Here is a 23,852-nt window from a genome sequence, read left to right on the forward strand (position 1 = left end):
CTAAATTTGCAATCGCAATAAGACTAAGAGCCGCCGGCACTCGGTGGAGCAGGTCCTAAACCTCCTTTTGCACATGAAAGTGAACGCGGATGCCCGCTGGGGCAGGTCTCTCGCACTGATTCGAGAGAATGTCTCCGAGCAGATATACAATACTTGGTTCAAGCCCATCGTCTTCCAGTGCTTCGACGAAGCCGACAAGACGGTGCACATTTGCTTGCCCAGCCCCTATGTCTACAACTATCTTGAAGAGAAGTTTATCGGGCTGTTGGGCACGGTATTGGAGAAGTGTTTCGGGGCCGGCATCCACCTGACCTACCATGTAGTGACCGACAAGGAGCACAACCTCTCGCAGGACATTGCCTCCGACATGGCCGATGCCGTGGAGCAACCCGCCCCCCGCAGCCGGGCCAACCAAAGCCCCACGGTGCTCGACGCCGCGCGTCCGCAGCAGATTGACTCCCAGCTCAACCCGCACCTCACCTTCAACAACTATATCGAGGGCGACAGCAACAAGCTGCCACGCTCGGTGGGCATGTCCATTGCCGAGCACCCCAACACCATGCAATTCAACCCGATGTTCATCTACGGGCCGTCGGGCTGCGGCAAAACCCACCTCATTAATGCCATTGGCGTGCACGCCCGCCAGCTCTATCCGCAGAAGCGCGTGCTCTATGTCAGCGCGCGTCTGTTTCAGGTTCAGTACACCAATGCCCAGATGCAGAACAAGATCAACGACTTCATCGGCTTCTATCAAACCATCGATATGCTCATCGTGGACGACATCCAGGAGTGGGCTACGGCCGTGAAGACGCAGGAAACGTTCTTCCACATCTTCAACCATCTCTTCCGCAACGGCAAGCGCATCATCCTTGCCTCCGACCGTCCGCCCGTTGATCTCAAGGGCATGCCCGACCGTTTGCTCACCCGTTTCTCCTGCGGCCTCATCGCCGAGCTCGAGAAGCCCAACACGCAGCTCTGCATCGACATCCTCGAAAACAAGATTCATCGCGACGGCCTCAAGATTCCGCGCGACGTCGTACAGTACATTGCCGAGACGGCCAGCGGCAGCGTTCGCGACCTGCAGGGCGTCATCAACTCGCTCATGGCCTATTCCATCGTCTACGACTGCAACGTTGACATGCGGCTGGCCGAGCGTATCATCAAGCGCGCCGTCAAGGTGGACGACACGCCGCTCACCGTCGACGACATTATGGACAAGGTGTGCACCCACTACAACGTCACCGTGGCCCAGGTCAACTCCAAGAGCCGCAAGCGCGACTTTGTGACGGCCCGCCAGGTATCGATGTACCTTGCACAGAAGTACACCAAGATGCCGGCCAGCCGCATTGGCAAGCTCGTGGGCAACCGAGACCACTCTACCGTGATTCACAGTTGCGCGCAGGTGGAGAAGCGCATGCAGGTGGACGGGGCATTCAGCGAGGAAATGATGAGCATCGAGAATTCTTTCAAGCTCAAGGGGTAGCCCCTTGAGCTTTTTTGTTGCACGAGCCGTCCATTCACGTTTTTTCCATGAAAAAGCCCCTGGCCGTTGGCCAAGGGCTGGGTTTTGGCGGCCGTACACGGGGTGTGGCCCTGCAAGGTGAATCGCCATGGCTGTTTTGCCGTGCCGCAATGACGGTGCAGCCGTGTCGCGATGGCGGTGTAATCGTGTTGCGATTGCGGCGTAACGGCGCGGCGATTACGCCGTGACGGCGACGCGTTGACGGCGCAATGGCTGGCCGACGGCCGGCCGCTGCCGCATTCAGAGGGTGAGGCTGGCGCCCGCCATGACCCACAGCCCCGGCTGCCTCACGGTGCCGAGGTCGTAGTAGCGGTGGCAAGTCAGGTTGTCGGCCTTGACGTAAAGCTGCCACGTGCGCTCGGTCCACGCGAGCTTTCCGTCGAGCTTGGCATAGGGGTGGTAGCCGTTCATGCGCTGCTGCCAGCGCAGGGCCCACGAGGCCGAAAGCCGCGAAACGACGGGGTGGGAGAGTTCGGCCACGACCTTGTGGCGCAGGTATTCCAGCGCGTAGAGCGAGCGGTGGATGCTGCGCGTGGTCTCGTGGTGCTGATGGATGTAGGCATAGCCCAGCTTCAGCAGCACGGGCGGGCTTTCGACTTTGGGCTTTGAGCTTTGAGCCTTGGGGGTTGAACCTTGAACCTTGCCCAGATGGAACAGGGTCGAGAGGTCGAGCGTGGCGTCGAGACCGAGGCCCATATTGTCGAGCTTGCCAATGTTCATGGCCTTGTATTTGGTCGAAGCGGCAGTCTCATACACCCAGTCTATCAGGTCGTTGCCCTTGCTGTAGAAAGCGCTGGCCGTGGTCTCCAGCCCTGTTGTGCGGTAGCGCGCGCCCAGCTTGAACGTGGAGTTGCGCTCGGGTTTGAGCGTGGGGTCGCCCTGTTGGGCTGGGTTGTCGGTGTAGAGATCGGTGAACGTGGGCACGCGCAAGGCCTTGTTCCAGCCGGCATACAGCTTCCAGGCGTCGCCGGGGCGGTAGCTCACGTCGATGCCCGGGTAGAGGCGGAAGCGCCGGTCGAGCCCTGTGTTACGGTTGGCCATGAGTCCGGCCGAGAGCGTGAGGCCGCCCACGATGACGTTGTGCTCCAGAAAGAGGCTCGTGTTGGTGCGGTTGCCCTCGCGGGTGTACCGGCGGTCGGAGCCGTGGATGGGTTTCCATCGGGCCTCGTCCAGCAGCTCGCCGTAGGCCGTGGAGCGGATGTGCTCCTTGCGCAGGTCGGCTCCCACGGCCGTCTTGCCCAGCAGCCAGTCGGCCGTGAGGTTGAGGGAGGCCCCGTAGACGTCCGTGCGGTGATAGTTTTCGCCGGCCTTGGCGCCCTGCTGTCCGCGGGTGAGCTGGTAGTGGTCGTAGTCGCGGTGCCCGTAGACCATGGGCTGCAGCCGCAGCGACCGGCCCCAGCGGCTCTCGCTGTCGGCCAACGGCCGCACCACGGCGCCCACCGAGGCCATGAGCCGTCGCGTCTCCTCATACTGGTTGGGAAACCTGGCCGAGTAGAACGTGTTGGCCCCATAGTCCTGCGAGGAGAGGCCCGCCTGCCAGCTCATGTCGGCCCATCGGCCCTCCACGTCGCCCTGGTAGAAGGCGCGCCGCTTGGTGAAGGCCGAGTTGGCCGTGCCGCCGTCGCTCCGCACGTAGCCCCCCGAGAGCTGGTGATGGGTGGCCAGCGGGGCCGTGAGGTTGGCCTTGGGAGCCCAGCCCAGCAAGGCCTCGCCGCCCACTGTGCCGAACGAACCGCCCTCGGCCGCCACCCGCAGACGCGTGGTGCGGGCGGGCCGCGTCACGATGTTGATGGCGCCGCTGAAAGCCGACGAGCCGAAGACGCGTGCCGCGCCCCCCTCGAGCACCTCGATGCGCTCTATGTCTGAGAGCGAGACGGGGAAGTCGGCTGCGTTGTGTCCCGTCTGCGGACTGGACAACGGAACGCCGTTGAGCAGTATCGTCAGCTGGTCGAATGTGCCGCCGTTGATGGAGATGTCCGTCTGTACACCAAATCCACCGCGCTGACGGACGTCTACGCCGGTGGATAGTTTCAGGATGTCGTTGATGGTTTGCGCCTCGGCACGGTTGATGTCATCGCGCGAAATCACCTCAACGATCTTGGCCGACTGCAAGGCAGTCAGCGGTGCGCGCGAGCCCATGACTTGGACTTCGTCGATGCGTTGCTCTCCAAAACTCACCGAGTCGGGCTCCATCAAGGGGCGTGTGGCAATGCCGTCGGCCTTGGCATGGGTCAGGGTCGCGACACTCAGCACGCTGATGAGCACCTCTTTGCCCAAGGCGGCAAAGAGGCTGTAGCCCTTGCGGTTGAAGTGTTTGAAGACAAGCGCAGTGCGCTGGTTGAAAGGTTTTGTGTTCATAAAACGGTGCAAAGATACACAATTTTCTGTTAATCTTTGTAATATTGCCGTGAAAACGGAGAATAAAGTGTATTTTTGCCAAACAATCTAACCCGTTTTTCAACCATACCAAAACCCAATCAACATGCACATCAAACCATTCCTTCTCTCGGCCTTCCTGGCCGGTGCGGTGGGCGTTTCGGCCCAGGTGACGGTGGAACTCGACGCCGCCCGGCCGGGACCGCAGGTTTCGCCCATGCTCTACGGCATTTTCTACGAAGACATCAACCATGCCGCCGACGGCGGTCTCTATGCCGAACTGGTGTGCAACCGCTCGTTCGAGGACAATGCCGACGAGCCCGAACACTGGAGGGCCAAGGGCAACGCCGTGCTGAGGCTCACCTCCAAGGGGCTGCTCAACCGCGTGCAGGGCCATGCCCTGCAGGTGACGTTCGGCGGCGACGGCGACGGATTCTACAACGAGGGCTACTGGGGCATCCCCTCCGTGCAGGGCCGCACCTACAAGCTGAGCTTCTGGGCCAAGGGCCGCCTCAAGGGCAAGCTCAAGGCCTATCTGGGCTGCGGCTGCGGCAAGCGGCAGTTTGCCGAGGCCGAGTTCGAGGGCAAGCAGTTCTCGGGCAAGTGGACCCGCTACGAGGCCACGATGACAAGCAGCGTGAACCACGCCAAGGCCTACCTCTGGTTTGCGGCCACGGGCAAGGGCGTGATGGACTTCGACATGGTGTCGCTCTTCCCGCCCACGTTCAATAACCGGGCTAATGGCATGCGCCCCGACCTGGCCACGATGCTGGTCGACCTGCAGCCCAAGTTCTTTCGCTTCCCCGGCGGCTGTTTCGTGGAGGGGCAGGACAGCCCCGACAATGCTTTCCGCTGGGACCGTACCATCGGCCCGGTGGAGGAGCGCGTGGGCCACATGAACGTGAACTGGGGCTACCGCACCAGTGATGGACTGGGTTTTCACGAGTACTTACAGCTGGCCGAAGACCTCGGCGCCAAGCCGCTCTATGTGGTCAACGTGGGCATCTGGCACGGCGGTTTCACGCCCGTGGACTCGCTGCAGCCCTGGATCGACGAGACGCTCAACGCCCTGGAATACGCCAACGGCCCCGTGACCTCCAAGTATGGAGCCATGCGCGCCCGCAACGGCCACCCGGAACCCTTCAACATTGAGTACCTGGAGATAGGCAATGAAAACAACCAACCCAACGCCAGCCAGCAGAGCGACAACTACTATCGACGCTTCCAACTGTTCAAGGAAGCCGTGCTGGCGCGCTATCCCAAGATGCACCTCATCGGCAATGTAGCCGCCTGGGGCACCGACACCCCCACGTGGGACTCCAAGGAGCAGGTGGAATTGCTCGACGAGCATTACTACCGCACACCGCGGTGGTTTGCTGAAAAGTTCCACCACTACGACGGCTACGACCGTCAAGGCCTCGGCATCTACGTGGGCGAATACGCCGTGACGCAGGGCTTCGGCAAGGTGGGCAACGTGAATGCCGCCCTGGGCGAGGCCGTGTTCATGATGGGCATGGAGAACAATGCCGACGTGGTGAAGATGGCCAGCTACGCTCCTATCTTTGCCAACATCAACGAAACGCGCTGGCGGCCCGACATGATTCAGTTTGATGCCGGCCGCAGTTTCGGCACGCCCTCGTACTATGTGCAGAAGCTGATGGCCCGCAATGTGGGCACGCGCATCCTGAAAACCGTGCAGCACAACCCCTACGAGACGAAGGCCGACGAGGTGAAGATGAAGCCGGCCACCTGTCAGGTGGGCGTGGCCACCTGGCAGACGCAGTCGAGTTTCCGCGACGCCAGCCTCACCACGACGGCCAATGTGCCGGGCAAGCAGGTGGACCGGGTGGACGTGAGCGGAAGCTGGGCCGAGCAGGACGGCGTGCTGCGCCAGACCTCGTATGCCGACGGGGCCATCCGTCTGAACCCCAACCGCTTCACCAGCGACGAGTACACCTATCGCGTGAAAGCCCGCAAGGACGACGGCCGGGAGGGATTCATCGTTGTGTTCAACTATGTGGATGAAGACAACTACAGCTGGCTCAACATCGGTGGATGGGGCAACGGACAGCACGGCATCGAGCAAGTGGTGGACGGCGGCAAGATGCAGATAGCTGCCGTAGACGGCCATGTGGAGACGGGCCGCTGGTACGACGTGGAGCTGCACGTGAAGGGCGACAGCATTACGGCCAGACTTGACGGTCGCCAAATCCTGGCTGCCAAGCTGAAGCCCAACGATTTTGCCGGCTTCTTCTCCAGTGCCACCTACGACGAGGCCAGCGGCGATTACATCGTGAAACTGGTGAACACCAACAGGCAGGCCACCACGGCCCGCATCAACCTGCGCAACCACGCCTCGAAGCATGCCCGCGTCATCCGGCTAGCCGGCGAGAAAGGCACCAGCGAGAACACCATCGACGAGCCCATGCGCGTGGTGCCCGTGGAGCAAGTGCTTAGTGCCGACAGCGAGGGCGTGACGCTCGACGTGCCGGCCAACTCGCTGAACATTGTCCGGCTGAAGTAGGGACCACCCTTGCCAACATCGGTTTGCCCCGTGCATTTCCTGTGAGGGAATGCACGGGGCAACTGTTTTTGCCGGGCGGCAAGGCCTCGTCGGAGACTCCTTGCCCGAGGGGTTGCACCCCGTTGCACGGAGATTGTGCGTTGCGTGGTTATTAATTATTAAATCCGCAGCAACTTTAAATTCTTTTTATTAACTTTGCACAACGGAAAGAATATATTCGAATAGAACAGACATGAACATTTTAGAGTTAAGTGAGCAGGAGATTGGCCGTCGCCAAAGTCTGCAGGAACTCCGCGCCATGGGCATAGAGCCTTATCCCGCCGCCGAGTTTCCCACCAATGCTTTCTCCACCGACATCAAGGCCGGGTTCAAGGAGGGCGAGCAGCGCGAGGTGCTGATTGCCGGCCGCATGATGACCCGTCGGGTGATGGGCAAGGCCAGTTTCGTGGAGCTTCAGGATAGCAAAGGCCGCATTCAGGTCTATATTACCCGTGACGATATTTGCCCGGGCGAGGACAAAGACATATATAATAAGGTGTTCAAGAAGCTGCTCGACATCGGCGATTTCATAGGCATCAGGGGCTTTGTGTTCATGACACAAACCGGCGAAGTGTCGGTACACGCCCAGGAACTGACGGTGCTGGGCAAGAGTCTGAAGCCCCTGCCCATCGTGAAATACAAGGACGGCGTGGCCTACGACAAGTTCGACGACCCAGAACTGCGGGCCCGCCAGCGATATGTGGACCTGGTGGTGAACGACGGTGTCAAGGAAACCTTTCTCAAGCGGGCCGTCGTGCTGCGCACCATGCGCAACTTCTTCGACGAGGCCGGCTATACCGAGGTGGAGACTCCCACGCTGCAGAGCATCCCCGGCGGCGCGAGCGCACGCCCGTTTGTCACCCACTTTAATGCGCTGAACATCGACATGTACATGCGCATTGCCACCGAACTCTACCTCAAACGACTCATCGTGGGCGGCTTCGAGGGCGTGTACGAGATAGGCAAGAACTTCCGCAACGAGGGTATGGACAAGTTCCACAACCCGGAGTTCACCTGCATGGAGCTTTACGTGCAGTACAAGGACTACAATTGGATGATGAGTTTCACAGAGCGGTTGCTCGAGACCATCTGCGTCGCCGTGAACGGAACGACCGAGGTAAAGAACGGCGACAACGTGATCTCTTTCAAGGCACCGTTCCGTCGTCTGCCCATTCTGGAAGCCATTCGGGAGAAGACAGGATTCGACCTGGCCGGCAAGACCGAGGAAGAAATCTACAGGATTGCCACCGAAGAACTGAAGATGGACACGGTGGACGAGACTTTCGGCAAGGGTAAGCTCATCGACGAGATATTCGGAGAGTTCTGCGAAAGCACGTTCATCCAGCCCACTTTCATCATTGACTATCCGGTGGAGATGTCGCCGCTGACCAAGATGCACCGCTCCAAGGCTGGGCTCACCGAGCGCTTCGAGCTGATGGTGAATGGCAAGGAGCTGGCCAATGCCTACTCTGAGCTGAACGACCCGATAGACCAGGAGCAGCGTTTCGTTGACCAGATGAAGTTGGCCGCCAAGGGCGACGACGAGGCCATGATTATCGATCAGGACTTCCTGCGTGCCCTGCAATACGGCATGCCCCCCACCAGCGGCATCGGCATTGGCATCGACCGCCTGGTGATGCTCATGACCGGACAGCCCAACATTCAGGAGGTGATGCTCTTCCCGCAGCTCAAGCCCGAGAGAAAAATACCGCAGAGCAGCGTGAAGGAGTGGGCCGAACTGGGCGTGGCCGAAGACTGGGTGTACGTGCTGCGCAAGGCCGGATTCAACCTGATTGCCGACATCAAGGACGAGAAGGCACAGGGGCTGCAGCAGAAACTCGGTGAAATCAACAAGAAATACAAACTGGGTTACGAGAAGCCCGCCGTGGAGGAAATCCAGCAATGGATTGACTTGGCTGGGCAAAGGTAAGCGCAATGTTCAATGTAGGTAAGGTAGCTATCATTGGCGGAGGCTCGTGGGCCACGGCCATTGCCAAGATTGTGGTGACGCATACGCACCACATCGGCTGGTATATGCGTCGTGAAGACCGCATCGAGGACTTCAGGCGACTGGGGCACAACCCGGCCTATCTGGCGTCGGCCCGCTTCGATGTGGACGAGATATTCTTCTCGTCGGATATCAACAGGATCGTGCAAGCCTATGATACGTTGGTGTATGTCACGCCGTCGCCTTACCTGAAGAACCATCTGAAGAAGCTCAAGACCGGTTTGCGTGAGAAGTTTGTCGTGACAGCCATCAAGGGTGTCGTGCCTGAAGAGAACTTGGTTTGCTCTGAATATTTCCACCAAGTGTTCGACGTACCCTATGAGAATTTGGCCTGCATCGGTGGCCCCTCACATGCCGAGGAGGTGGCGTTGGAGCGGCTGAGCTATCTCACGGTGGGGTGCAAGGACTTGGAGAAAGCGTGCGCCTTTACCGATGTGCTGACTTCCGACTTCATCAAGACCAAGACATCGAGCGACGTGGTGGGCATAGAGTACTCGTCGGTGCTCAAGAATGTATATGCCATTGCTGCCGGCATCTGTAACGGATTGAAGTATGGCGACAACTTCCAGGCGGTGTTGATGAGCAACGCCGTGCAGGAAATGAATCGCTTTCTGACGGCTGTCTATCCCATCGAGCGCAACATCTACGACAGCGTGTATCTGGGCGACCTGCTCGTGACAGGCTACTCCAACTTCTCGCGCAACCGCACTTTCGGAACGATGATAGGCAAGGGATACAGCGTGAAGTCGGCGCAAATCGAGATGGAAATGATAGCCGAGGGCTACTTTGGTACCAAGTGCATGAAGGAAATCAACCGCCACATGCACGTCAACATGCCCATCCTCGATGCGGTCTACAACATTCTTTACGAGCGCATCAACCCACAGATAGAGATAAAGTTATTAACAGATTCATTTAGATAAAGATGAAGAACATTACATTAGACACAAGCAAGGCTGTCCAGTTTCTGCCCGCAGGAACCGTGGAGAGCTATGAATCGAGGGTAAAGGCAGCCCAGGAGGCACTGGAAAACGGCACGTGCGAGGGCAGCGACTTTCTGGGTTGGCTCCATCTGCCGACCGAGATTTCCGATGAGTTTCTTGCCGAGGTTCAGGCCGTGGCCGACACGCTGCGTAGCAAGTGCGAGGTGGTGGTGGTGGCCGGCATAGGCGGTTCATACCTGGGCGCCCGTGCCGTTATCGAGGCTTTGGGCAACAGCTTTGCCTGGCTCGTGAACGATGACCGCAAGAATCCCAACATACTCTTTGCCGGAAACAATATCGGCGAGGACTATCTGGCTGAGCTTACCGACTATCTGAAGAACAAGAAGTTCGGCGTCATCAATATTTCCAAATCGGGTACAACCACCGAAACGGCCCTGACATTCCGTCTGCTCAAGAAGCAGTGCGAGGCCCAGCGTGGCAAGGATGAGGCCAAAGACGTGATCGTGGCCGTGACCGATGCCAGAAAAGGTGCCGCCCGCACGTGTGCCGACAAGGAGGGTTACAAGAGCTTTATTATTCCCGACAACGTGGGAGGCCGCTTCTCCGTGCTCACTCCGGTGGGTCTGCTGCCCATCGCCGTGGCCGGTTTCGACATCAAGGCACTGGTCAAGGGAGCGCAGGATATGGAGAAGGCAACGGGTACCGACGTGCCTTTTGCAGAGAATCCCGCCACCCAGTATGCTGCCGTGCGCCAGGGACTCTACACCCAGGCCGGCAAGAAGATAGAGATTGTGGCTAATTTCCAGCCGAAGCTGCACTTCATCGCCGAGTGGTGGAAGCAGCTCTATGGAGAGAGCGAGGGCAAGGACAAGAAAGGCATCTTCCCCGCAGCCTGCGACTTCACGACCGACCTGCACTCCATGGGGCAGTGGATTCAGGATGGTGAGCGCAGCATTTTCGAGACGGTTATCTCGGTGGAGACGCCCGAGCGCAAGCTCGACTTCCCGGCTGACGAGGAAAATCTCGACGGTTTGAACTTCCTCGCCGGCAAGCGTGTGGACGAAGTGAACAAGATGGCAGAGCTTGGCACACGCCTGGCTCACGTGGACGGCGGTGTGCCCAACATCCGCATCAGCATGCCTCAACTCAACGAATACTACCTCGGCCAGCTGATTTACTTCTTTGAGAGGGCCTGTGGCGTCAGTGGTCTGCTGGAAGAAGTGAATCCTTTCAACCAGCCGGGTGTGGAGGCTTACAAGAAGAACATGTTCGCTTTGCTCAACAAACCCGGTTACGAGGCCGAGAGCAAGGCCATTCAGGAGCGTCTCGCCCAGGAAGCATGAACGGAGCCATTTGCAAGTATTTAGAAGAACACGGCTTTGGGACTTTCGCTCCCAAGGCCGTTCTTTTTGATATGGACGGCGTGCTTTACGACAGCATGCCCAATCATGCCGTGGCGTGGGTGGAGTCGATGCGCAAGTTTGGCATCACGATGACCAAGGCCGACGCCTATGCTACCGAGGGCGCACGAGGCATTGATACCATCCGTCATTTTGTGAAAGAGCAGAAAGGCGTGGACATAACACTGGAGGAAGCCCAGAAAATGTATGACGAGAAGACCCGTATCTTCCACGAAATGCCGGTGGCTCCCATTTTTGAGGGCGTGCAAGAGCTGATGCGACGGATTGCAGCGGCCGGCATGACGGTGAACGTGGTGACGGGAAGCGGCCAGCGGCCTCTCATCAATCGGCTGCTCGATGACTTTGGGACATACCTTGACGAACGTCACATTGTGACGGCTTACGACGTGAAACGGGGCAAGCCCAGCCCCGACCCTTATCTCATGGGACTGCAAAAGGCCGGCCACCTGCAGCCTTGGGAGGCCATCGTCGTGGAGAATGCGCCGCTTGGCGTGCGTGCCGGCGTGGCGGCAAGCATCTTTACCGTGGCGGTCAACAGCGGGCCATTACCCGATGAGGCCCTGCTTGCGGAGGGTGCCAATCTGCTTTATCTGAATATCAGGCAACTGGCAGCCGACTGGGACAGACTGACAAACACTTTTGTATAATGAGTTTGGGACTTGGCGGAATGCCATGACATGTTAAGGCTTGATAAGGAAAAATAACATAAAAGGTTCTAACAACGGCGAAGCCTCGTCTCAGAATCGGTTATCTTTGCACAAATTATGAGAAAGATTCTCTTCCTTTTTCTGCTTTTGGCCCCGCTGTGTGCGAAAGGCCAGGAACCACAAAAGCCGTTGCGTAAGTTTGTTGTGTGCGATATAGAGACGCGCGTACCCATTCGGGATGCAATCGTGTGGACCAAGGATGGATACCGGGACACCACCAATTATCGGGGCATCTGCTATATTCCAGAACAGTTCGATACGCTGTCGGTGTACAAGGCCAACTACCTGACCGAGCGCTTGTTGCTCAAGGAGGCCAAGGACTCCACCTTCCTTATTCCCAACAACAAGCGCATCAGTGAGGTAACGATATGGGGCAAGGACGGTACCAAAGGACCGGTCATGGACTTTGGCAAAGCCATCAGAGAGGGAATGGCGGAGGATGCGGCCTCGAAAGCTGCATTTAATCTTCCGTTTGATTTTGCAAAGATGCTCGACAAACGCTACCGTCGTGACCAGAAGCACTTGGTCAAAATGCGCAAGTCGTTCAAGCAGATGGACACCTACGACGAAGATCCCATCGTCAACGCTTATAAGAAAACACTGGAAGAAAAGCGGATCGCAAACGAACGGGCGAGGGCTGAACAGGAACGGACGGAGCAAGCGCGGCAGACGGAACAGGGCGTGCCGGACTCCCAAAAGAATGCACCCGAACCCCAAAAGGAAGAAGCGGGAAGCAAGTAATTGCCCCGCTTCTGCCGGATGACGATGGCGGCAACACCTATCATTGCCATGGGAATGGGGCGGGTTGGCCCTGCCGCAGGGCTATTCGCAAATCTCGCCGGAGCCGTAACACTTGTGGTGCTGCTCATCGTAGACCACGCAAAACTGGCCGGGGGCCACGCCGTGGATGGGCTTGGCCGAGTGTATGAGGTATTGTCCTTCGCCAATGCGTTCCGTGTGGGCCGGATGGTATTCGGGTGTGTGGCGAATCTTGAACGTCACTTCGCGGGGCAGGTCGCTCACCCCTTCGGTGAGAAAGTCGAAGCCATGAATGGGGAAATCCTGCTTGTAGGCATCCTGCGGGTCGTAACCATGACTCACGTAGAGCGTGTTGCGGGCTACGTCTTTCCGAATGACAAACCAAGGCCCGCCGCCCAGTCCGAGTCCCTTGCGCTGCCCGATGGTGTGGAACCAGAGACCCCGATGCTCGCCAATCTTCTTTCCCGTTTCCTGTTCTACGATGTCGCCCGGCAGCTCGCCAAGGTAGCGGCGCACGTATTCGTTATAGTCTATGTTGCCCAGGAAGCAGATGCCCTGCGAGTCTTTGCGGCGGGCATTGATGAGATGCTCGCGTTCGGCAATCTCGCGCACCTCGTTCTTTTCAAAGTGTCCGATGGGAAAGATGGCTTTCTTGAGTTGCCATTGATAGATCTGTGCCAGGAAGTCCGTCTGGTCTTTCACCGGGTCCGGACTTGTGGTGAGCCACTTGCGGTCGTCTATCCACTCCGTCTGCGCATAGTGTCCCGTGGCGATAAGGTCGTAGGCATGCCCCATCTTCTCGTCGAAAGCACCAAACTTGATGAGGCGGTTGCACATCACATCAGGGTTGGGCGTGAACCCAGCCTTGACCTTTTCCATGGTGTAACGTGTCACTTGGTTCCAGTATTCTTGATGGCAATCCACCACCTGCAGCCTGCAGCCGTACCGGGCAGCCACGGCCGTGGCCATCTCCAGATCCTCCTCTGACGAGCAGTCCCATTCCTCTTGTTCCTCGGGACCAATCTTGATGTAGAAGCAGTCGGGGTGAAGTCCCAAGCTGGCCAGTTCGTAAATTACCACGGAACTGTCCACGCCACCCGAGAGCAGCACGGCGATGCGCTTGTCCTTGATCTCCTCAATATTCATGTTTGCAAAATTAACTAATTCTCCGTGGATAGGCAAATAACCCGCAAAATAATCCCATTCAAGGGTACGGCCTTTGACTTTTTTTCTTAACTTTGCAACTAAGAACCTATTCAAATCAAACCTAAGTATGAGCGAAAGGCAACGTGATATAGCACATACACGTTATGATGATGGCCAATGGACTAACCAGAGCATAGAGGAACACTGCCTGGGAGTGGCAGCACTGGCCTCTGGCTTTGCTGCAGAATTTCATGCGGCAGGGTGGGGAAAATTGTGTGGCTGGTGGCACGACATTGGTAAATATGCTTTAGATTTCCAACACCATATACTTGCGGCTTCGGGACAAGATGTAACGATAAAGGATCCGGGACAGGTTACTCACGCCGTAGCAGGAGCAGTTTATGCCAAGGAGCAATTGTTCCAAGGCGGCATGTATCTTCCTGTTGCTTACTGTATTTGTGGTCATCATGCGGGATTGCACGACTATAGAAGTTCTGGAGAAGCCAACCTGGAACACCATTTGACAGAGGTTCATGTGCTTGATGGCATTAGGGAACTGCTCGGGACAACCCAAATTCCTCTGTTGGAACAGCCAAATATTGACCGAGAAGCATTACATCCCATGGCTTGGCATTTATGGATTCGTATGCTTTATTCCTGTTTGGTAGATGCCGATAGTCTTGATACAGAGAAGTTTATGGAAGAAGAAGACTATGAGCAACGAGGTAAGTTTGCTTCAATGGCAGAGTTGAAGCTGCGACTTGATATATTCTTACAGCAGTTCAAAAGTAAAGAATCAACTTCAATCAACCAGATTAGAAACAACATTCAATCACTATGTCGAGAAAGTGGTAAAGGTTCTCGGGGTATCTATACACTGACGGTGCCGACGGGAGGGGGTAAGACTTTGTCTTCGATGGTGTGGGCTATGGAGCACGCAAAGGCAAACAAATGTCAGCGTATCGTCATTGCTATCCCTTATACCAGCATCGTTATCCAGACTGCAAATATTTTGAAAAGCATCTTTGGGGAGGATAATGTGATAGAGCATCACAGTAGTGTTGACGTGGATGAAGAGAAGAATGTCAAATGGAAGTTGGCCACAGAGAACTGGGATGCACCTATCATTGTGACAACAAATGTACAGCTCTTTGAGTCGCTTTATGCCAATAAGCGTTCACGGTGCCGTAAACTGCACAATATTGTCAATTCTATCCTGATACTCGATGAGGTGCAGATGTTGCCGGCTGTGAATCTACAGCCTATTGTCGATGTGCTGAGATCGCTTCAGCGCTATTTTGGCGTGAGTATACTCATGACAACTGCAACACAACCCGCTTTGTCTGGAATTATAGGGACAGGTATGGCTAAGTTTCAAGGACTGGAAAGTACGGAGATTGTCACAGATAAGATGCGGCTTTTTGAGCAGTTGCGCCGTGTGGATATTAGCTTTGTCAAAGAGAAATATACTTATAATAGCTTGGCAGAGGAAATCTGTAAATATGAGCGAGTACTTTGTGTGGTTAATACACGGAGAGATGCCAAAATGCTTTTTGAAGCTGTGCATGTAAAGAGTAATGTGCCTGTCGTTCATCTCTCAAAGATGATGTGCCAGCAACATATTATGGATAAACTTGACGAGGTAAGGCTGAAGCTTGACCATGGTGAGCCCATTATCGTTGTGAGCACACAGCTGATAGAGGCAGGAGTAGACATAGATTTCCCCGTGGTCTATCGAGCAATGGCTGGCCTCGACTCCATTGCACAGGCCGCAGGCCGCTGTAACCGTGAGGGACGGCTGGAGCGTGGGCAGGTTGTGGTATTTGATTTTGAGAATGCACGTCTGCGAGGACAGGTGCGTAAGGCGGCTGAAGCTGCAGATGATATGCTGCAACAAGGAATGGATGATTTCCTCAGTCCTTGTGTAACAGAGGCTTATTTCAGAGATTATTATTCTAAATTGGATACTACTGATGAAGCTAAGATTGCAGAGCTATTATATGTGCCAACTCCCAATTTTGCTACTGCTGCCCGTAATTTCCTATTAATCAAGGAAAGTAACATGACTGTTTTTGTGCCATATGGTAATCAGGGAAAACGGTATATGGAGCAGTTGCAACATGATGGACCGTCATCGTGGCTATTCAGGAAGCTGCAACGTTACAGTGTCAGCATTCCGTTGTGGCAAAAGGAGCAAATTGTCGCTTTGGGAGCTGTGGAAATGGGTAATGATATTTATTACCTTTCTGACACAACAGGTTATAGCAAGGAGACGGGGCTATTTTATGACAATCCCTATTTGGACGATACTATTATATTATAGAGTTATGGAATATTTTAACAAAGAATTCTGTTTGGAGGTTTGGGGGAACTATGCCTGCTTTACCCGCCCAGAGCTGAAGGTGGAACGTGTAAGCTATGACGTGATTACACCATCGGCGGCCAGGGCTATCTTTGATGCTATCTTTTGGAAGCCGGCCATTCGATGGAATATTACTCGGATAGAGGTATTAAACCCTATCAAGTGGTTTAGTATCAAACGTAACGAAGTGGGAAAAACAATGAGCCCGTCTTCTGATGGCATTGTCATAGAAGATAACAGGCAGCAGAAATCGAGCTTGGTGTTGCGGGATGTACGCTACCGAATCTATGCTGAATTGGAGTTTATACCTATTGAACGGCGGGAACCACAGTTTCGTCCTCATAAAGACAGAGTTGGGGAGGAGAATCCCGGCAAGTATAATGCGATGTTTGAGCGTAGGGCCAGTAAAGGACAATGTTTCAATCAACCCTATCTGGGATGTAGAGAATTCTCCTGCGGATTTAAATTAATCAATGATCCCGTAAAAGGAGAGGGATGTATCCCTGAGACGCGAGACTTCGGTATTATGCTTTACGATATGGATTTTAAAGACCACTATGGAGAAAAACCGGCTGAAGCCTTATTCTTTCGAGCTAAAATGGAGCACGGCGTGGTTGTTGTCCCGTCTATAAACAGTAAGGAGGTATTGAGATGATTCTTCAGGCATTATGTGAATATTATCAGCGTAAGGCTGCACTTAACGAAATGCCGCCTTACGGACGTGAGTGGAGGGCTATTCCTTATTTGATAGTTATTCGGGAGGATGGACATTTTGTAAAGTTGGAAGAAACCTATGAGGGTGAGGGAAAGCAACGAGAGGCTAAATCTTTTAGTATGTGTCATGCACGGGGACGGTCAGGCTCCAACTCTTGGAAGACTGCTAATATTCTATGGGATCACTATGGATATGTGCTTGGTCTACCTAAGAAGATGGCTTTGGCTGATGAGAATGCTGTGCAGACTGGCAAGAAACAAAATGAATCTTTTGTAAAGGAAATAGACCGTCTCGTTTCGCTTAATCCTAATCATGTGGGTATCTATGCCGTAAGGCAGTTTTATACGGTTTTTGAAGACAACTTGAATGCTATTAAAAAAGATGCTCTGTTTGAAGATAGTGTAAATAAGGAGGGTACAAATTTTGCATTTAAGATATTAGGTCAGCTTGAACCTGTTGGTGTAGATTCAACGATCGACTATGGAGAGGATGGAAAGGATGCACCTGTGAGGCTCTGCCTTGTTCATGGCGATCGCAAACCAATAGCAGTCCTTAATAATAGTGTGTCATTGATAGGTGCCAGTTCTATGGGGGCAAAATTAGTGGGATTCCAAAAAGGTGCAGGCTATGACTCCTATCATAAGGAACAGGGGCTCAATGCGCCAATCTCGCAACAAGCCAACAATGCCTATACAATGGCATTGAATACCATGCTCGCCAAGGATAGCAAGAATCATTTTTATTTTAGTGGAGATACTTTGGTTTTCTGGGCCAGCAGGGAGAATGAATTTGAAAATCAATTTTCTTTCTTTTTTGCTGCTCCACCCAAGGATAATCCGGATAAAAGTGTTGAGATGATAAGCCATTTGATGAAAGCTCCTTTGTCAGGGACGATTCACGATAATGACGAAACACGCTTTTATATCCTCTTGCTAAGTCCTAATGTGGCTCGCATCGCAGTTAAACTATGGGAAGAGACAACAGTAAGAGAGGCAGGAGCAAATATTCGACAATATTTTGAGGATTTGAATATCTCACGAGGGAAAATGGACAAGCCATATTACTCACTTTACGAGCTGTTGGCTAATATAGCTTTGCAAAATGATACGAAGAATTTGCCACGTACACTTTTCAATGGCATGGTACGTGCAGCTATTGAAAACCTGCCTTTTCCAGCATTGGCTCAAATGCAGTGTATAGGTAGAATTAAGGCAGACCGGAAAGTTAATTGTAGACGTGCCGGATTACTGAAAGCATATCTTAACCGTAAGAATAGAAACAATAAACAAAATGTAGAAAAGGATATTACTATGGCTTTAGACTTAGAAAACAAGAATCAGGCGTATCTCTGTGGGCGACTTTTTGCTATTCTTGAGAGAATTCAAGAAGAATCTGCTACGGGTAAGCTTAATGCAACTATTCGTGATCGTTATTATGGGGCAGCTTCACGAACTCCGTCTGTTGTGTTCCCTCGATTAATAGATCTGTCTAACCATCATCTTGTGAAATTAAGCGAGAAAGAAAAGGTGTATTATGAACGAATGAAAGGGGAAGTAATGCTTGATATAAATGCTCGAGGATTTGATACCCATTTCTCCCTTGATGACCAAAGTCGGTTTGCCATCGGCTATTATCATCAACGACAATTTTTCTATACCAAGAAAGAGGTGGCTAACTTCCAAGACAATAATAACAACTAAAATAATATGATTATGGAAGAATTAAAAAACAGGTACGATTTTATTTATCTTTTTGATGTAGTGGATGGCAATCCTAATGGTGATCCAGATGCTGGCAATATGCCGCGAATTGATGCCGAAACGGGAAATGGACTTGTGTCAGATGTTTGCTTGAAGCGTAAGGTTCGCAACTATGTGCAAACAACTAAAGGCTTTGAGGCTCCCTATGATATCTTTATTAAGGAAGGTAGTGTACTCAATGATACAATAAACAATACGGCAAAAGATACCAAGACGAAGGAAGAGGCACGTAAGTCTATGTGCAATCGTTTCTATGATGTACGCGCCTTTGGGGCTGTAATGACTACGGGTAAAAAGAATGCCGGCCAAGTGAGAGGTCCGATTCAGCTGACGTTTTCGCGATCCGTCTCACCTATTATTACGGCAGAGCATACTATTACCCGTATGGCAGTGACAGATGCAAAGGATACAGACGCCAATGAGATGGGAACACGACAAACGATGGGGCGCAAGTACACTATTCCTTATGCGCTCTATCAAGCGCAGGGTTTCATTTCTGCTAATCTGGCCAGACAAACAGGATTCTCATGCGAAGATCTGCAGCTTTTTTGGGAGGCATTGAAGAATATGTTCGATATGGATCATAGTGCAGCTCGGGGCCAGATGTGCCCTCGGAAACTTATTGTTTTTAAGCATTCTTCTGAGTTAGGCAATGCACCGTCTTACCAGCTGTTTGATTTAGTGAAAGTCCGACAGAAAGACGAAAGTAAGCCCGCCCGCACATTCAGTGACTACGAGGTGAGTATAGATCGTGCCAATATTCCCAATGGGATAGAATTATTGGATGAGATGATTTGATGTACGACGATGATGACCTTTTGATGCTTTCCGGCATTCAGCACTTCGCTTTCTGTCGTCGGCAATGGGCCTTAATCCATGTGGAGCAACAGTGGCAAGAAAACCGACTGACAGTCGAAGGTGCATGGATGCACCGGAAAGTGGACAACCCGTTTAGAATAGAGCGCAATGGCAGTATCGTACAATTACGGTCGGTTGCGCTCAAATCTCATTCGTTAGGATTCTTTGGTGTTGCAGACATGTTGGAACTATGTGCTACTAATGATGAGGAAAATAGCATCACTGTTCCTAAATATTCAGGCAGATGGAAAGTCTATCCGCTTGAATACAAACATGGCAGGCCAAAGAAAGAGCCGATAGATGAAGTGCAGTTGTGTGCGCAAGCAATGTGCTTGGAGGAGATGTATGGTATCCATATTACAGAGGGAAGTTTCTTTTATGGTGAGACACGGCATCGAGAGAAAGTGAGTTTATCCATACCACTGCGGCAATTGGTCGAAAGCTATTCTCGTGAGATGCACGAAACATTCTCCTTAGGCATAACTCCTCGGGCAGAATATCGTCGGCAATGTAAGTTGTGCTCGCTTTTGGACAAGTGCTTTATAGCACCTTTGCAGAGAACTTCTACCGTAAGGAATTATCTTAAACAAATAGAAGAAGATGAGGAAACTACTTAATACGCTTTATGTTACCAATCCAGACATCTATCTGACAAAAGATGGTGAAAACATTATTGCTAAGCTGAGAAACGATGAGGTTCTTCGTGTCCCGATATTAAATATCGAAGGAATTGTATGCTTTAATCGTATGGGAGCTTCACCTTACCTTATGAATCTTTGCGTTGAACGCGGGGTTGGTTTATGTTTCTTGTCACCCAACGGAAAATTTTTAGCGCGAGTGGTGGGAGGCATCAATGGTAATGTACTTCTCCGTCGCAAGCAATATAGATTGGCAGATGACGAAGCCTTTTCTCTATCTATCAGTAGTACAATAGTTGCTGGTAAAATTTTTAATTCTCGAAAAATCATTGAACGCTTCAAGCGTGACTATGCAGATCGTATATCAAACCTACAAGCAGTAGAGGAAGTATCTTGCAATCTGAGTCTCAACAAGAGACTTGCTTTGAGAGCCTCAAATAAGGATATACTTCGTGGTATAGAAGGAGATGCTGCCGTTAATTATTTCTCTTTATTCGATGATATGATAATTAATCAAAAAGAGAGTTTTGCTTTTCACGGTAGGAATAGACGCCCTCCGAAAGACAAAACAAATGCCATGTTATCATTTGTTTATACACTTTTGGCACACGAGGTGTAGTCTGCTTTGGAGACAGTGGGCCTTGACCCTTATGTAGGATTCCTCCATACAGACCGACCGGGACGTATCAGTTTGGCACTAGATCTGATGGAGGAATTTCGAGGTTATCTCGGTGACCGGCTTGTGTTATCACTCATCAATCGCAACCAAGTTACTTCGAACGACTTTCTGGACAATGGGGCCGACAATGTATTGATGACAGATTCTTGCAAGCGGAATATTTTATCAGCTTGGCAGAAGCGGAAGAAAGAATCCATCTTACATCCTTATCTGAAAGAGCAGGTTCCTATAGGTCTTCTTCCTTATATTCAAGCTATGCTCTTAGCGCGGTTCCTTCGTGGAGATTTAGATGGATATCCTGTCTTTTTAATACAATAAAATAATGTTGATTCTCGTTACTTATGATGTAAACACGGAAACGCCGGATGGTCGTAAGCGATTACAAGGTGTTGCAAAGATTTGCATGAATCATGGACAGCGAGTGCAGAATTCTGTATTTGAATGTGTTGTAGATGTCACACAGCTTGCTCAACTGAAGATATTGCTGTCAGACATTATAAACAAGCAAAAGGATAGCATCCGTATTTATAATTTGGGTAACCACTATCATGCTAAGGTTGAAACCATGGGATTAATTCGAGGAATAAACATCGAGGAAGAGCTTATCATATAGCTTAATTTTGTGCGAACCCTATGCTATACCTGAAATGGTGCAATGTTCGCAACCCTTTGGCTACAGGAAAACATACTGGTTTCTTTTTCTATTCTATGTTTTTAAGAGTTCTGTTCGCAAAAAGTGCTTTATAAGTAACTGAGTACTAAATATTACGAATTTATACAGTCGCGTCTCACGTAGGCGCGTGGATTGAAACCTCTCGGAGGTACAATGACGTGTCACAAGATCCGTCGCGTCTCACGTAGGCGCGTGGATTGAAACCACCGCCATAAGAGGCAGCAGAAAGAGCAGTCGGTCGCGTCTCACGTAGGCGCGTGGATTGAAACATTTAGCAATTAAAAATGTAAAGAATTATGGCAAGTCGCGTCTCACGTAGGCGCGTGGATTGAAACCCCTCAAAGGAGGATGCGAAGGCCTATGCTAAGTCGCGTCTCACGTAGGCGCGTGGATTGAAACTGCTGCCTCTTATGGCGGTGGAAATGTCTATCCAGTCGCGTCTCACGTAGGCGCGTGGATTGAAACCGTTAAGGACTTGACCGACGGGGAGCACGACGCGTCGCGTCTCACGTAGGCGCGTGGATTGAAACTTTTTTTGAAAGATTTGTCAAATCTTTTTGCGGTCGCGTCTCACGTAGGCGCGTGGATTGAAACTGTGTTTAAAATTGATTATCGCTCTAAGCTTAGTCGCGTCTCACGTAGGCGCGTGGATTGAAACAATCCATAATCGTCTTGATATTTTACGTTTGGGTCGCGTCTCACGTAGGCGCGTGGATTGAAACCGTGCGGTGTGCGTGCGATGTTTAAGATTTTTTGTCGCGTCTCACGTAGGCGCGTGGATTGAAACTGTGTTTAAAATTGATTATCGCTCTAAGCTTAAGTCGCGTCTCACGTAGGCGCGTGGATTGAAACCTAAGTGTAAAAAAATTGGAGGAGATATTAAAGTCGCGTCTCACGTAGGCGCGTGGATTGAAACTAATCGTGCCGTGCGGGATTATGTCCGCACGGTTGTCGCGTCTCACGTAGGCGCGTGGATTGAAACAATCGTCTGGTATTGGTGCTTGTATTTTGGATGGTCGCGTCTCACGTAGGCGCGTGGATTGAAACTTTTCGTTTGCAAAACGATCGCTCATGCGCAAGGTCGCGTCTCACGTAGGCGCGTGGATTGAAACTAATCAAGCCAAGGAGGGAAAGCGTGAAAAAATAGTCGCGTCTCACGTAGGCGCGTGGATTGAAACCAAGGAACTGCCAATACTTTTGAATCGCCTGGGTCGCGTCTCACGTAGGCGCGTGGATTGAAACTTGTAAGTGTAGTCTCCGCAGAGAAACTTAAGCGTCGCGTCTCACGTAGGCGCGTGGATTGAAACTTTCCGCTGATGCTAAGCTGGTCCAACCTCTTGTCGCGTCTCACGTAGGCGCGTGGATTGAAACAGCTTCGACATATGGGGCTGTGCTGCCGTAAAAGTGTCGCGTCTCACGTAGGCGCGTGGATTGAAACCTTTGTGGGGAACGCTCCGGCAAAACGGTACAGTCGCGTCTCACGTAGGCGCGTGGATTGAAACCACAAATACTGGCCATCTACAACAAGTTGCTAAAGTCGCGTCTCACGTAGGCGCGTGGATTGAAACGCTGCTGGCCCCCTGCACCAGCGAGGAATTGGAGGTCGCGTCTCACGTAGGCGCGTGGATTGAAACGGAACATGCGGGAGCAGCAGCGCAGCATCCAGGGTCGCGTCTCACGTAGGCGCGTGGATTGAAACCGTTAACGCCAATGCACTAACACCCAACGGATGTCGCGTCTCACGTAGGCGCGTGGATTGAAACTGCCGCATCTTACGGTGGTGGAAATGTCTATCCGGTCGCGTCTCACGTAGGCGCGTGGATTGAAACATACTACGTTGCGGACTATGTTGCTGGGAACAAGTCGCGTCTCACGTAGGCGCGTGGATTGAAACACAGTATTTAAAAGAAAAACATGTCCAAGTTAAGTCGCGTCTCACGTAGGCGCGTGGATTGAAACCAGAACGTGCGTAACATGCGAGAGCAGCAGCGTAGTCGCGTCTCACGTAGGCGCGTGGATTGAAACTGGAAGCTACTCATAACATCAGCAGCACCTTGAGGTCGCGTCTCACGTAGGCGCGTGGATTGAAACCGTGCAGTCTATGCGTCAGGCGTTTGCTTTGGAGTCGCGTCTCACGTAGGCGCGTGGATTGAAACAGGCGACAAAGTCGGGTCATAAATCTGCGTAAGGTCGCGTCTCACGTAGGCGCGTGGATTGAAACACTAATAAAGAGGTGGTACTCGTACACCTGATGTCGCGTCTCACGTAGGCGCGTGGATTGAAACTTGAACTGATGCGACTCGTCCACGAAAATGTGGTGTCGCGTCTCACGTAGGCGCGTGGATTGAAACGGTAGCCGGAGCCAGCGCACCTGTGGCGAATTGAGTCGCGTCTCACGTAGGCGCGTGGATTGAAACGGTAGCCGGAGCCAGCGCACCTGTGGCGAATTGAGTCGCGTCTCACGTAGGCGCGTGGATTGAAACTCAAGGATGGTGGTCGTGAACACCGTCATGGAGTCGCGTCTCACGTAGGCGCGTGGATTGAAACCTTGATGACATTGTGGTCCACGCCGGCACCCAGCGTCGCGTCTCACGTAGGCGCGTGGATTGAAACCCATAGCTTCTCCTCCTTCCAGTCTTTGTAAGCCGTCGCGTCTCACGTAGGCGCGTGGATTGAAACACGAATGAGGTTCGATGGAAGGTCGGCAATGAAGTCGTGTCT

Annotated in this window: 15 protein-coding genes, 1 pseudogene and 1 CRISPR repeat array (1 of these 17 running past the window's edge); of the genes and pseudogenes, 14 read left to right on the forward strand and 2 right to left on the reverse strand. The window is 52.6% G+C overall.

What is annotated here, in order from left to right; genetic code table 11:
* Positions 1–73: 73 nt before the first annotated feature.
* The gene (gene dnaA, locus PREDE_RS07440; protein WP_015310327.1) at positions 74–1,483 is read left to right on the forward strand and encodes a chromosomal replication initiator protein DnaA; all 1,410 of its coding nucleotides are present in this window, start codon (positions 74–76) and stop codon (positions 1,481–1,483) included.
* A gap of 279 nt (positions 1,484–1,762) precedes the next feature.
* Here dnaA and PREDE_RS07445 read toward each other — a convergent pair whose 3' ends face one another.
* Positions 1,763–3,880, reverse strand: coding sequence for a TonB-dependent receptor plug domain-containing protein (locus PREDE_RS07445; RefSeq protein ID WP_005846099.1), 2,118 nt, complete (start codon positions 3,878–3,880; stop codon positions 1,763–1,765).
* Positions 3,881–4,004: 124 nt separating this feature from the next.
* Here PREDE_RS07445 and PREDE_RS07450 point away from each other — a divergent pair, with 124 nt between their 5' ends.
* From PREDE_RS07450 to PREDE_RS07475, 6 genes are all read left to right on the forward strand, one after another.
* Positions 4,005–6,422 (forward strand): alpha-L-arabinofuranosidase C-terminal domain-containing protein, encoded by a 2,418-nt coding sequence (locus PREDE_RS07450; RefSeq protein WP_005846101.1) that lies wholly within the window; start codon positions 4,005–4,007, stop codon positions 6,420–6,422.
* Positions 6,423–6,654: 232 nt separating this feature from the next.
* Positions 6,655–8,391, forward strand: a complete 1,737-nt coding sequence (lysS, locus tag PREDE_RS07455; protein WP_005846103.1) for a lysine--tRNA ligase — start codon at positions 6,655–6,657, stop codon at positions 8,389–8,391.
* A gap of 5 nt (positions 8,392–8,396) precedes the next feature.
* Positions 8,397–9,392, forward strand: coding sequence for an NAD(P)H-dependent glycerol-3-phosphate dehydrogenase (locus tag PREDE_RS07460; RefSeq protein ID WP_005846105.1), 996 nt, complete (start codon positions 8,397–8,399; stop codon positions 9,390–9,392).
* Positions 9,393–9,394: 2 nt separating this feature from the next.
* Positions 9,395–10,756: a glucose-6-phosphate isomerase gene (locus tag PREDE_RS07465; RefSeq protein ID WP_005846107.1), complete on the forward strand. Its 1,362-nt coding sequence runs from the start codon at positions 9,395–9,397 to the stop codon at positions 10,754–10,756.
* Positions 10,753–11,481 carry an HAD family hydrolase gene (locus PREDE_RS07470; RefSeq protein WP_005846109.1) on the forward strand — a complete coding sequence of 243 codons (729 nt, stop codon included), beginning with the start codon at positions 10,753–10,755 and terminating at the stop codon, positions 11,479–11,481. Before PREDE_RS07465 ends, PREDE_RS07470 begins: the two co-directional genes overlap by 4 nt.
* Positions 11,482–11,598: 117 nt before the next feature.
* Positions 11,599–12,282 (forward strand): hypothetical protein, encoded by a 684-nt coding sequence (locus PREDE_RS07475; RefSeq protein ID WP_005846111.1) that lies wholly within the window; start codon positions 11,599–11,601, stop codon positions 12,280–12,282.
* An 81-nt stretch (positions 12,283–12,363) separates the two neighbouring features.
* On the opposite strand, the gene mnmA is transcribed toward PREDE_RS07475, so the two are convergent.
* Positions 12,364–13,446, reverse strand: a complete 1,083-nt coding sequence (mnmA, locus tag PREDE_RS07480) for a tRNA 2-thiouridine(34) synthase MnmA (RefSeq protein ID WP_015310328.1) — start codon at positions 13,444–13,446, stop codon at positions 12,364–12,366.
* A gap of 127 nt (positions 13,447–13,573) precedes the next feature.
* Here mnmA and PREDE_RS07485 point away from each other — a divergent pair, with 127 nt between their 5' ends.
* The 7 genes and pseudogenes from PREDE_RS07485 to cas2 all read left to right on the forward strand — a co-directional run bounded on the left by PREDE_RS07485 (position 13,574) and on the right by cas2 (position 21,071).
* On the forward strand, positions 13,574–15,769 hold the full coding sequence (locus tag PREDE_RS07485) for a CRISPR-associated helicase/endonuclease Cas3 (protein ID WP_005846115.1): 2,196 nt from the start codon (positions 13,574–13,576) through the stop codon (positions 15,767–15,769).
* Positions 15,770–15,773: 4 nt separating this feature from the next.
* On the forward strand, positions 15,774–16,463 hold the full coding sequence (gene cas5c / locus PREDE_RS07490) for a type I-C CRISPR-associated protein Cas5c (RefSeq protein WP_005846117.1): 690 nt from the start codon (positions 15,774–15,776) through the stop codon (positions 16,461–16,463).
* Entirely contained in the window at positions 16,460–18,223 is a 1,764-nt protein-coding gene (gene cas8c / locus PREDE_RS07495; protein ID WP_005846119.1) for a type I-C CRISPR-associated protein Cas8c/Csd1, read from the forward strand. Before cas5c ends, cas8c begins: the two co-directional genes overlap by 4 nt.
* 12 nt (positions 18,224–18,235) lie before the next feature.
* Complete coding sequence (gene cas7c / locus PREDE_RS07500) at positions 18,236–19,081, forward strand: type I-C CRISPR-associated protein Cas7/Csd2 (RefSeq protein ID WP_015310330.1); 846 nt, start codon at positions 18,236–18,238, stop codon at positions 19,079–19,081.
* On the forward strand, positions 19,081–19,758 hold the full coding sequence (gene cas4, locus PREDE_RS07505; RefSeq protein ID WP_005846122.1) for a CRISPR-associated protein Cas4: 678 nt from the start codon (positions 19,081–19,083) through the stop codon (positions 19,756–19,758). Before cas7c ends, cas4 begins: the two co-directional genes overlap by 1 nt.
* Positions 19,742–20,776: pseudogene (cas1c, locus tag PREDE_RS07510) on the forward strand (type I-C CRISPR-associated endonuclease Cas1c). Before cas4 ends, cas1c begins: the two are co-directional and overlap by 17 nt.
* Before the next feature lie 4 nt (positions 20,777–20,780).
* Positions 20,781–21,071 carry a CRISPR-associated endonuclease Cas2 gene (gene cas2 / locus PREDE_RS07515; RefSeq protein ID WP_005846129.1) on the forward strand — a complete coding sequence of 97 codons (291 nt, stop codon included), beginning with the start codon at positions 20,781–20,783 and terminating at the stop codon, positions 21,069–21,071.
* A 167-nt stretch (positions 21,072–21,238) separates the two neighbouring features.
* Positions 21,239–23,852: a CRISPR direct-repeat array (repeat unit 32 nt; unit sequence GTCGCGTCTCACGTAGGCGCGTGGATTGAAAC); it runs 23 nt beyond the window's last position.

Origin of the sequence: Prevotella dentalis DSM 3688 (genome assembly GCF_000242335.1) — a bacterium.
In the GTDB taxonomy this organism is placed as follows: domain Bacteria; phylum Bacteroidota; class Bacteroidia; order Bacteroidales; family Bacteroidaceae; genus Prevotella; species Prevotella seregens.

Bases quoted from the DNA above. Each gene is read 5' to 3' on its own strand.
- dnaA (WP_015310327.1), top strand. From the start codon at position 74: ATGAAAGTGAACGCGGATGCCCGCTGGGGCAGGTCTCTCGCACTGATT.
- PREDE_RS07445 (WP_005846099.1), bottom strand. From the start codon at position 3,880: ATGAACACAAAACCTTTCAACCAGCGCACTGCGCTTGTCTTCAAACAC.
- PREDE_RS07450 (WP_005846101.1), top strand. From the start codon at position 4,005: ATGCACATCAAACCATTCCTTCTCTCGGCCTTCCTGGCCGGTGCGGTG.
- lysS (WP_005846103.1), top strand. From the start codon at position 6,655: ATGAACATTTTAGAGTTAAGTGAGCAGGAGATTGGCCGTCGCCAAAGT.
- PREDE_RS07460 (WP_005846105.1), top strand. From the start codon at position 8,397: ATGTTCAATGTAGGTAAGGTAGCTATCATTGGCGGAGGCTCGTGGGCC.
- PREDE_RS07465 (WP_005846107.1), top strand. From the start codon at position 9,395: ATGAAGAACATTACATTAGACACAAGCAAGGCTGTCCAGTTTCTGCCC.
- PREDE_RS07470 (WP_005846109.1), top strand. From the start codon at position 10,753: ATGAACGGAGCCATTTGCAAGTATTTAGAAGAACACGGCTTTGGGACT.
- PREDE_RS07475 (WP_005846111.1), top strand. From the start codon at position 11,599: ATGAGAAAGATTCTCTTCCTTTTTCTGCTTTTGGCCCCGCTGTGTGCG.
- mnmA (WP_015310328.1), bottom strand. From the start codon at position 13,446: ATGAATATTGAGGAGATCAAGGACAAGCGCATCGCCGTGCTGCTCTCG.
- PREDE_RS07485 (WP_005846115.1), top strand. From the start codon at position 13,574: ATGAGCGAAAGGCAACGTGATATAGCACATACACGTTATGATGATGGC.
- cas5c (WP_005846117.1), top strand. From the start codon at position 15,774: ATGGAATATTTTAACAAAGAATTCTGTTTGGAGGTTTGGGGGAACTAT.
- cas8c (WP_005846119.1), top strand. From the start codon at position 16,460: ATGATTCTTCAGGCATTATGTGAATATTATCAGCGTAAGGCTGCACTT.
- cas7c (WP_015310330.1), top strand. From the start codon at position 18,236: ATGGAAGAATTAAAAAACAGGTACGATTTTATTTATCTTTTTGATGTA.
- cas4 (WP_005846122.1), top strand. From the start codon at position 19,081: ATGTACGACGATGATGACCTTTTGATGCTTTCCGGCATTCAGCACTTC.
- cas2 (WP_005846129.1), top strand. From the start codon at position 20,781: ATGTTGATTCTCGTTACTTATGATGTAAACACGGAAACGCCGGATGGT.